Source organism: Haemophilus influenzae, assembly GCF_003494325.1.
Classification (GTDB): domain Bacteria; phylum Pseudomonadota; class Gammaproteobacteria; order Enterobacterales; family Pasteurellaceae; genus Haemophilus; species Haemophilus influenzae_I.
The window spans coordinates 36,731-45,540 of the sequence record NZ_QQIK01000007.1 but is presented as its reverse complement, the minus strand read 5'-3'; the positions used below and the strand labels follow the sequence as shown (position 1 = coordinate 45,540).

Here is an 8,810-nt window from a genome sequence, read left to right as displayed (position 1 = left end):
ATTTTGAATATTCTTCCGTTCGTGGCACATACAATAAAGCAAAGTATATGCCACAACGGATCGAATATATGCAGTGGTGGGGGAATTTTGTAGAAGAGGCATCTGATGGGAAAGCATTAATGGGCTGTTAAGATGAATAGCAGCCTGATTCAATTCTTTCAATGTAATCATTTATTTGTGCATCAGTCCAAAAGTTATTCCCACCGACTAGATGAGGCTTTGGAAAATTGGGGTCGTTTTTTATCCTTCTGTAAATTGTTGGTGCGCTCATATCTAATAAAGCAGAAACAGTTTTCAAATTATGTAATTTTCTTGTCGTAGATTCCATATTTCCTCCAATAAAAACCGCCCTTATGGGCGGTTATAACGGTTTATTTTAGTTAGCCCACTTCATCTAACTTATTCATCTTTTTGTAAAGAGGATAGGGCGATTTAATGGGTTGTAAATGGGTTTTAAAAATCGTTCGGGTCGTCGTCTTCCTCTAGCTCTATCACATCAAGCCGTTGAATAACTTCAAATTTAGCTAAAAAACGCAGTCTGTTCTCAAAATCACCATCTCTCCATACATACATAACTTCGCGTTCCGGTTCTTCAAACATATCCCAGGAATAAGCGTTTTCTTTCGCGATATGTAAAGCGACATTATCAAAACACCTACTTTCATCTTCCCATGTATTTCCATCATCATTGTTTGTAGGATTGTTACTTTCCAATGCGTAACGATATAAATATTTAGCCATAATTTATTCCTCCGGTGGTTGTGGTAGCGGTTGCCAATAAATAACCTCCACTTCCTCGCCAGGGTTTTCATCCGATTCCCAATACGGAATTAAACAACCTTCACAATCCGACTTATCGTCATATAAATACCAGCCAAGACCAACAGCCCAATGATCACCATCCTCAGTAAAATAAATTAGGTGTTTGTTAGTTGCATTACGATACTCTAAGTCGGTAGAAAATGGTTCTGGTAGTTCGTTTGCACAATTAATCCAGCCATTATTTTCACTCATTTTTCCCCTCCAAAATTGCTTTGCGTTTTGCTTTAATAATTGGCGTAACTACCCGTTTAATCGCCAGTTGCAATTCACCTATAAAGGTCTCATCTTTCATATTGTCAAATGCAATACCCATCAACTTCGTCAAACACACCACCTTCCCAGTCTAATAGCACGATATTTCCGCCTAACACTTGCGTATTTTTTGATATTTTAAGTTGATCACGTTGGTAGTCGTCCATTTCAACTTCGATTGTTATGCGGACTTTTTGGGTTATTTCATTGCTCATTTCCTACTCCTTTTCCTTTGTAACTTGGATATTCAGATCTCAAAATCCGATAACAATTTGTTTTTAACTCAAAAATGCTTCTCGGCAGAGCGTTAATAGGCAATGTTTTACAGGCTCTCCCGGTGTCGTCCATACCATACGGCACGCCGATTGAACGCCAACATCGTGCGGCTTGTACCGCTACGTTTTTAACCACCTCTGAGTTAATCACAAAGCTATTTGGCCCAACGCGTTGTAACAAAACACCTTGTGCCATAAGTTTTTTTACCCGTCGTCTAAATTGACTTCCACTTAATCCGGAGCCTGCAATAAGTTGGCTTACACCTAATATTGCAAAGTCTTCTGCTCTTTTCTCTGCATGATCATCGCTATACGTGCCAACACTGCCACCGATATACGTTACCAAGGTGTGTTGTGCGATGCGGTCTAATGTTTCATCCCAGATATACTCAAGGATATGTTCGTCTAGCACTTTCATATCTTCCCCAATCTCATTCTCATCCCTGACAACCGCTCAGAACATTTAAGCCATTCTGTGAATCCTTTCATGCTTGCTCCTAATATAAATCTTCTGAAAATAAAATATCAGCGTTAGGTGAGCCTGATAACCGTATAACTTGCCCTTGCTCTTTGGCAATTTCCATCGCCTCTATGCGCCCAACAAAACGACCTTTATTAGTTAGAAACCCTTGTTCCCAATCTAAAAGAGCATACTTGTATTGTTTTTCTAATTCTTTAATCTGCTTACGCATGAATGGGTCATAGTGTCTTAAACCATATACTTCATGGATAATCTCACCGCCATCTTCATTTGTACCATCTCTTTCATCTACAAACACTTGGCAAGCAGAGCATACAATTCTTTCAGGAATATCTACATATTCTCTTTTTTGGTTTAAGAGTTTAATAAATTCATTGAATAATGTTTGTCTTTCTTCAGGCGTTTGTTGTTTGATTAAATTAATAATATCCATCACTTACTCCATCATACTCTTCATAAAATCAAGCCATTTTTGAGCATCTTCTTTTGTGCGGAAACATTGACCATTTATCATCAAGTTAGCTGCACAATCTGCATAAAACGAAAAATATCTAATCACTCCATCGCTTAAATAGAAAAACTCATCGCCAATATGTGGTTTAAACGGCTTAGGTAAAGTGCTTGTGTCGAATTTTGGATCAAGTTTTTTTACAAAGAACCATTCCATGGTCAGATTAGCGAGCCATGGTTGGATGATGCCATCTTCCGGCTGCATCACAAACTCGCCGTTTTTAGTTTTGGCGATAACTTTTAGAGGTAAATCAGGATTACCATCACATAGCACTAGAAAATTCTCCTTGTAAGCCTTTTCCAACACTTGTTCTGAGGTTAGTTTATGTTCTTCCCACATTCCGACAATATCAAGACCACCTTGACATGAACAGTAAGCACCGCAATCTTTCCAGTTTTCCGATGCGCCCTTGATAGTACCATCTTTATTAAAAATAATGCCTAGCAATGGATAAATTTCAGTGGATCCGCCCGGATATGAAAATTCATCAGGAATGCGGTAATAAACTATAGCTTTCAAACCATTACGTAATTTAACAGGCTCGCCATTTAAAGCTGCATCTAAGTTAAATTCTTTCATTTTCTATCTCCATTAAAACAAAAGGCACTCACTTGGAACGCCTATTGGATTTATTTGTTTAAATAATTAATCATTCTTTCCCCGATCCACTTAATAACCGGTACAGCCATACTATTGCCGATAGCTTTATAGCGCGGACTGTCAGGGCAATCATTCGCAAGTTTATTGCGATATGGGATTTGCGTGTAACCTGGCGGAAAGCCCTGTAGTTTTTCGCATTCTGAAGGTGTAAGTTTGCGGACTGTTAAGCCATTAAAAACACCGTGAATATCTGTAGTTGTTAATGTGTAACTTACTCCGCTGTCATCAAATCCATTGCCATTTCCGCCGTTATGCGGTTGTCTGCCGATAGTGTTACCAGCAAGAGCAATGCAAGGGATATTATTACCGCCAGTCCCCATGCGCGCCGTTAGTGTCGGCGTAGTATCATCATCTTGTATGCGTACTACGTCGGAGCGGTGAGCAATATCAAATAAGATATTTTCTCGCCCGCCGTTACGACCTAAGCAATGCGCGGTGGTGGATGATATTATCGGATCTTGCGTGCCGTGTACTACAAGAATTTCCGACCCGCCACCAAGCGCACCACCACTAGCAGTTACTACCCCCCCCACTGTGGATCGGATATACGTTCCAAAGCTACTTTCAGTGTAGGCGGTAATGTTTTTTTCCGCGCTTTTGCCCGTCTCAATATCCCCGCACAAGCTTTTGCGCTCAATGAGTATCTGGGCGACACTTCGCGGTCTAGCACTTGCCACAACAAACACCCGACGGCGTCGTTGGGCAACTCCGAAGTATTGAGCATCGAGGATTCGCCACGCGATAGTGCGGGCTGAATGCACATAACCAGAGTTTGCCCATCTTGCCCCTGCCGGTTGTAATGGCTCACGTTCTTGAGCCAATCCAGCCAGAAAGTGTCCGAATGCGTTGTCCTTGGTGGATAGGACACCTGGTACGTTTTCCCACAGCAAAATGCATGGCTGTTTACCGTCTTGGTATCTAACATAGTCAATAGCCTCTAATATGTGTATCAACATTAAAGTGAGATTTCCTCGTTCGTCATCTAGCGAGTTTCGCAGTCCAGCTATCGAAAATGCTTGACAAGGTGTACCACCAACAAGCACATCAGGCGCAGGAATTTCACGGTTTAAGATTTTTTCGGGTAAGGTGGTCATATCCCCAAGATTTGGGATGTTGGGATAATGATAAGTAAGCACGGCACAAGGAAAAGGTTCAATTTCACTAAACCAAAGTGGCTTACCTAAGCCTTTCCATGCCACACTTACTGCTTCAATCCCTGAACAGATTGAACCGTAGGTAAACATAGTGCGGTTATTTTTTCCTCTGTTTTGGATTAATCACAGGCAACACAGGCACAATCGGTTTTGCTGTTGTAGCTGTTGTTGATGGGCTACTGCGGTTTTCATTTATCCAGTCAAATAGTTCCTCCCACGAATCGTAGTCAAGTTTGTGGAATGCGTTATTTCGGTCGCTTGCCCAGCGTTTCAGATGCTCATTAATATCGCGAGTAATTACCTCTCGAGTATTACTGCTTAACACGCTCCAGTAGGTTTTAACATCGTGAATAGTTTCGCTAACGATATAAGTATGTCGTGGCAAGCTGTATCGGACGTGACTAATCATTAAATTTTGGAATTTATGTAAGGGGAGTTTGATGTTAATTTCATTCATTTTCGTTTGCTTTTCTTTTTACGTTTACTAAAAATACGTTCTTGTTTTATTGCTCTAAGCTCAGTTTCAAGCGTCGCATTTTCTCGTTTTAGTTGATTGTTCTCAGCTTCCAGACTTTTAATTAATTCACCCAATTTTCGTAGCTTCAATTCATGGAGTTCGATAGATTTATCAATATGTTTATCCAATCGTCTAAGATCGTCTATCAGGACTTTTTCAGCTAGCCGTTTAAGTAATCTCATAATCTATCCCTAATCCCGCCAAATTCTTTTATTAGGCTATCCACTGTTTTACCAAGCACGCTCGCCATTAAGACAAAGTCTACATCAAAACGAGCAGTTACATCTTCTTTTACAATATCATCGTTCTGCTCGGTGATATTGTCGTCAAATTTCAGGCGTTTCAGCGTGCCATCTTCGATTAATACGAATTTAAGGTTGTTTTCCCACTCAAGCGCGAGTTTAGAGATCAAGCCATTTTGAACAAGCTCAATAATTTCCTCGTCTTCAACATCTTTTTGCTTGCAGTGAATAACGCCAAGATCTTCTTTTTCGCGGATTTCCACTTCCTTACGCAAGATTAGCCAATCAGGTGCAGTATCTGTAACCCATCTTGTCATTACTTCACACGGCGCACAGTTAAACGCCAACGGTACTACTGGCAAGCTACCAAGCGATTTACGCAAAAGTGCAAGTGCATCTTCGGCTGTTTTACTTGATGCAGCATCAACAAAGATAAGTTGTTTCATTGTGTCGATGTAAAGTGCGGTCGTTTTGATTCGAGAAAATGCCTGCGGAAGTAGGGTGGCTATCACATCATCTTTTAGGGATAATCGTTCTACTTTCTTTAATTTTCGCTGTTCTTTTTCTTCTAGCGCAGTGATTCGTTTATTGAGTTCACGATTCACAACTTCCACAGGCAAAATTTTCTCTTCACGTTTGGCTACAAGTAATATTCTTCCATCCGCTTGATGAGCTAAGTTTTCGCTGGTGGCGAGCGGAGCAGACCAGCCGAAATGGCTAACATCTGCCGAACCACACGGAGTAAATTCACATTCTTTGAGTTGTTTTTCGATATTCTCAAAGTCTATTTTTTTTTGTTAATTGGTAAATAATTGCATTTTTGAACCAGTACATTTTTATTATTCCTCATAAATAAAAAGCCGCTAATTAATAGCGGCAGATTTTAAGCATCATCTTCAAAGGTAATAGCCGATTTCCTCACCATCACCACCATAGATAGGTTTCCTATATAGTTTTAGTCATCTTTAACCTCAACAAACTTACCTATCTCATCTAGTGTGTACCAAGTATCAGCTTTGATGTTATTTTCACCGACTTTTGATGCTTTGATATGGATTAGCTCGCCCTCATGATTGCGATACACGCAGACAATTGCACCATCGATACTCGCCTTAGCTTTAGATTGCCAACCAAGCGCAACAGCTATAGATTGCTTGCCAGATACTTCCACTGCCGACAGATCGCCAGTATTAGTCGCTGCCGACAGATCGCCAGTATTAGTTGCTACCGACTGATAGCCTGTATTAGTCGCTGCCGACAGATCGCCAGTATTAGTTGCTACCGACCAACTACCAGTATTAGTTGCTACCGACCGATCGCCAGTATTAGTCGCTGCCGACAGATCGCCAGTATTAGTTGCTACCGACTGATAGCCTGTATTAGTCGCTGCCGACAGATCGCCAGTATTAGTTGCTACCGACAGATCGCCAGTATTAGTTGCTACCGACTGATAGCCTGTATTAGTTGCTACCGACCCATTGCCTGTATTGGATTTCTCGGCTGCATCCCAATCAACTTTACCTTTTATCCATTCAACGGCTTTTTTTACCATTTCCGGTAAGTTAATTTCGGTTTCGATCGTGATTTTTGCAGATGCAATTTTTGTATCATCACTATCTTTTGATGTTTCGCCACTCATTTTAACTACAGCAAATTTACTTACCGCTGGACTGTAATAGCTAAGCACATCAAGCGGATATTCGCAGGCGTGAAATCCACTCTTACAAGCCTTAACATCACCTTTATGCTCATACGTTTTGCCTATCTCATACTGATAACCTCGACAAGTCCAGTCTTGGTTAAACCCTTTATAAGCAATAATTTCTTTGTTTTCTTCAGTCATTTTTGGTCTCTCAAATTTAGATAATAAAAAAGCCACTATTGGTTAGTGACTTATCATGTAGTTCAAAACGGAATATCGTCATCAAGCCCATCTTGTTCTGCCGCTGCGCTTAATGGGTCGGGTTTTTCTTTGCTTTTGCTCGGCTGTTGTGTTTCATCGCCTGACTTCGTATCTAGCATTTCAAACGATTGTGTCGCTACTTTAAGTGCGGTGCGATTATTGCCGTTTTGGTCTTGCCAGCTTTCCTGTACTAGTTTTCCTGTTACGCAGATTTTTGAGCCTTTTTGCAGATATTGTCTTGCTACATCAGCAGAATTGCCATGCACCACAATAGGTATCCAATGCGTACGTTTAACTGTATTACCTTGTTTATCTCGGTAATCATCGCCGATAGCAAGATTAAATGTGGCAATTTGCCCGCCATTTTGGAATTGGCGGATTTCTGGGTCACTGCCTAAATGACCGACTAATATCACGGTGTTGGTATTACGTGCCATTAGCGCATCTCCTGTATAAGTTGTTGATAATATTCTTGAGCAATTTCTACCCGCTCTTTGATTTTCTCAATGACTTTCTCATCACGTTTAATTGTGACCGTCGTGATACGTTTTTCTTGGGGGATTTGCTCAACCAAGTCAATGTATCTGTTTGGGTCGTCATAGCTTGATAATTGGTCATAAGGGGTAGGCAGGAGGACAAAATCAATTTGCGCCTCATCACAATCCCATAACCACATATAGCCTTGCATTTGTGCGTCATACCCCGCTTTTTTGGCTTTTTCTTCTGCCTCATCAGCAAAAAAAGGGTGTGAGCCAATATCCCAAGAACATTTAGTGTCTATGATTAATCTTCGGCTTGGCACATAAATATCGCACTCGCCTGTAATCCAATCGTTTTCACGCCTTTCCGTGTTCTTTTTAAGAGGTAATCCACGCTTACGACCGCTTAACTTAATGGCTTGTTCTTCTAGTGCGATACCTTTCTCGGTGTATTTATTCCCCTCAAAATCTCGATAACCGAATAAATCAAATTTCACTATCTTTCTCACCGCACTTTTTGCTGTAGCAGATATTCCATTACCGCTTTTAGGCTTTACCATTAAATCAGCCAAGCCAGAGCATTTAGCTTTGAGTTGGTACATTTCCATTCTCAATTGCCTCCAACTCCGCAATCTGCTCTTGGCTAAACTCATAAGCCCCGCTATCACAAAGTTCTTGCAGGGTGGTTTCGCCATTGGTAATGCTTTGTTTGCATTGTTCGAATGTGGCTTCATCAACAACCGCTAAAAATTCCGCTTCTTGAATATTGTCGGTGTAGTTGAACTCTTGATTTTCTACATCTTTCACAACGGCTTGGTCGGCTAATACGGCTTGTTGCATTTCAACAGAGAGTGGAGCTTGTTTTGATAGCAATAACTTAGTTACGGTTTTTAATGCCATTGCCTCGAAGTTATCGTGCCATACGCCATAGCCTTTTTTAAATGTTTGACTGTAGCGTTGAGCGTGTTTGACGATGTCATCGTGACTCATATAGAGTTCAGCCGAAAAATCGTTTACCAGTTTAAAATAGGCGTAATAGCCGATTGGATTTTCGTTTTGTTCAGGCTCTTGCTCCCAGTCGAACTCAAAACCATTGATGAAATCTTTTTTGATAAGTTGCTTTTTGTACACAGGCAATGCGACTAAGCGTTTAAATTGCCCGCTACGTTGTGCCAGTTGGATAAAGCCTTTATAGCCAATTTGGAATTGCGCTTCGGTTTTCTTTTCCTTGTTGTTTCTGAAAGGGACGATGTAGGCAAAGCCTAAGCCATTTTGTAGTGGCAAATTCAATGTCGCTGCCATACAAGCGGCGTTAAAAATGCTCATTGGGTCTGCTGTTTTAAGCATTGCATTGCTATTGGCAATTTGCATAACACTTGTTGCAAAGGTTGCCGCATTTTTGCCAACAAGTTCCTTAATCTTATTTTGCACATTCGCACTTTCAAAAAATGTTTTAAGTGCAGGTGGCTGTTTATTTTGTTGATGTTGGACTTGGTTTGTCATCTCGCCCCTCC

Annotated in this window: 13 protein-coding genes and 1 pseudogene; all 14 read right to left on the bottom strand. The window is 40.9% G+C overall.

Features of this window, described 5'->3' with window-relative positions; all coding sequences use genetic code 11:
- Positions 1-453: 453 nt before the first annotated feature.
- Positions 454-741: a hypothetical protein gene (locus tag DV356_RS09590; protein ID WP_005668273.1), complete on the bottom strand. Its 288-nt coding sequence runs from the start codon at positions 739-741 to the stop codon at positions 454-456.
- A 3-nt stretch (positions 742-744) separates the two neighbouring features.
- Positions 745-1,014 (bottom strand): DUF551 domain-containing protein, encoded by a 270-nt coding sequence (locus DV356_RS09585; protein ID WP_005668271.1) that lies wholly within the window; start codon positions 1,012-1,014, stop codon positions 745-747.
- 104 nt (positions 1,015-1,118) lie between these two features.
- Complete coding sequence (locus DV356_RS09970; RefSeq protein WP_005668267.1) at positions 1,119-1,289, bottom strand: hypothetical protein; 171 nt, start codon at positions 1,287-1,289, stop codon at positions 1,119-1,121.
- A complete protein-coding gene (locus DV356_RS09575) occupies positions 1,279-1,767 on the bottom strand; it encodes a hypothetical protein (RefSeq protein ID WP_041174856.1) in 489 nt (162 codons plus the stop codon). The genes DV356_RS09970 and DV356_RS09575 overlap by 11 nt, the downstream gene beginning before the upstream one ends.
- Before the next feature lie 79 nt (positions 1,768-1,846).
- Positions 1,847-2,263: a Y16D family protein gene (locus tag DV356_RS09570; RefSeq protein ID WP_118806881.1), complete on the bottom strand. Its 417-nt coding sequence runs from the start codon at positions 2,261-2,263 to the stop codon at positions 1,847-1,849.
- Between the two features lie 3 nt (positions 2,264-2,266).
- Entirely contained in the window at positions 2,267-2,920 is a 654-nt protein-coding gene (locus tag DV356_RS09565) for a hypothetical protein (RefSeq protein ID WP_038440643.1), read from the bottom strand.
- A gap of 50 nt (positions 2,921-2,970) precedes the next feature.
- Positions 2,971-4,245, bottom strand: coding sequence for a DNA cytosine methyltransferase (locus DV356_RS09560; RefSeq protein ID WP_012054998.1), 1,275 nt, complete (start codon positions 4,243-4,245; stop codon positions 2,971-2,973).
- Between the two features lie 7 nt (positions 4,246-4,252).
- The gene (locus tag DV356_RS09555; protein ID WP_012054997.1) at positions 4,253-4,612 is read right to left on the bottom strand and encodes a hypothetical protein; all 360 of its coding nucleotides are present in this window, start codon (positions 4,610-4,612) and stop codon (positions 4,253-4,255) included.
- The gene (locus DV356_RS09550) at positions 4,609-4,854 is read right to left on the bottom strand and encodes a hypothetical protein (RefSeq protein ID WP_005668254.1); all 246 of its coding nucleotides are present in this window, start codon (positions 4,852-4,854) and stop codon (positions 4,609-4,611) included. Before DV356_RS09550 ends, DV356_RS09555 begins: the two co-directional genes overlap by 4 nt.
- A pseudogene (rdgC, locus tag DV356_RS09545) lies at positions 4,851-5,748 on the bottom strand (recombination-associated protein RdgC). Before rdgC ends, DV356_RS09550 begins: the two are co-directional and overlap by 4 nt.
- A 121-nt stretch (positions 5,749-5,869) precedes the next feature.
- On the bottom strand, positions 5,870-6,757 hold the full coding sequence (locus DV356_RS09540; RefSeq protein WP_118806880.1) for a DUF7666 domain-containing protein: 888 nt from the start codon (positions 6,755-6,757) through the stop codon (positions 5,870-5,872).
- Between the two features lie 62 nt (positions 6,758-6,819).
- Positions 6,820-7,254, bottom strand: coding sequence for a single-stranded DNA-binding protein (locus tag DV356_RS09535; protein ID WP_012054994.1), 435 nt, complete (start codon positions 7,252-7,254; stop codon positions 6,820-6,822).
- Positions 7,254-7,904, bottom strand: coding sequence for a hypothetical protein (locus DV356_RS09530; RefSeq protein ID WP_005662051.1), 651 nt, complete (start codon positions 7,902-7,904; stop codon positions 7,254-7,256). The genes DV356_RS09535 and DV356_RS09530 overlap by 1 nt, the downstream gene beginning before the upstream one ends.
- Positions 7,879-8,799 carry a recombinase RecT gene (locus DV356_RS09525; RefSeq protein WP_012054993.1) on the bottom strand — a complete coding sequence of 307 codons (921 nt, stop codon included), beginning with the start codon at positions 8,797-8,799 and terminating at the stop codon, positions 7,879-7,881. Before DV356_RS09525 ends, DV356_RS09530 begins: the two co-directional genes overlap by 26 nt.
- Positions 8,800-8,810: the final 11 nt, after the last annotated feature.

What these genes read in the sequence shown, in the direction of transcription:
- DV356_RS09590 (WP_005668273.1), bottom strand. Translation starts at nt 741, where the DNA reads ATGGCTAAATATTTATATCGTTACGCATTGGAAAGTAACAATCCTACA.
- DV356_RS09585 (WP_005668271.1), bottom strand. Translation starts at nt 1,014, where the DNA reads ATGAGTGAAAATAATGGCTGGATTAATTGTGCAAACGAACTACCAGAA.
- DV356_RS09970 (WP_005668267.1), bottom strand. Translation starts at nt 1,289, where the DNA reads ATGAGCAATGAAATAACCCAAAAAGTCCGCATAACAATCGAAGTTGAA.
- DV356_RS09575 (WP_041174856.1), bottom strand. Translation starts at nt 1,767, where the DNA reads ATGAAAGTGCTAGACGAACATATCCTTGAGTATATCTGGGATGAAACA.
- DV356_RS09570 (WP_118806881.1), bottom strand. Translation starts at nt 2,263, where the DNA reads ATGGATATTATTAATTTAATCAAACAACAAACGCCTGAAGAAAGACAA.
- DV356_RS09565 (WP_038440643.1), bottom strand. Translation starts at nt 2,920, where the DNA reads ATGAAAGAATTTAACTTAGATGCAGCTTTAAATGGCGAGCCTGTTAAA.
- DV356_RS09560 (WP_012054998.1), bottom strand. Translation starts at nt 4,245, where the DNA reads ATGTTTACCTACGGTTCAATCTGTTCAGGGATTGAAGCAGTAAGTGTG.
- DV356_RS09555 (WP_012054997.1), bottom strand. Translation starts at nt 4,612, where the DNA reads ATGAATGAAATTAACATCAAACTCCCCTTACATAAATTCCAAAATTTA.
- DV356_RS09550 (WP_005668254.1), bottom strand. Translation starts at nt 4,854, where the DNA reads ATGAGATTACTTAAACGGCTAGCTGAAAAAGTCCTGATAGACGATCTT.
- DV356_RS09540 (WP_118806880.1), bottom strand. Translation starts at nt 6,757, where the DNA reads ATGACTGAAGAAAACAAAGAAATTATTGCTTATAAAGGGTTTAACCAA.
- DV356_RS09535 (WP_012054994.1), bottom strand. Translation starts at nt 7,254, where the DNA reads ATGGCACGTAATACCAACACCGTGATATTAGTCGGTCATTTAGGCAGT.
- DV356_RS09530 (WP_005662051.1), bottom strand. Translation starts at nt 7,904, where the DNA reads ATGGAAATGTACCAACTCAAAGCTAAATGCTCTGGCTTGGCTGATTTA.
- DV356_RS09525 (WP_012054993.1), bottom strand. Translation starts at nt 8,799, where the DNA reads ATGACAAACCAAGTCCAACATCAACAAAATAAACAGCCACCTGCACTT.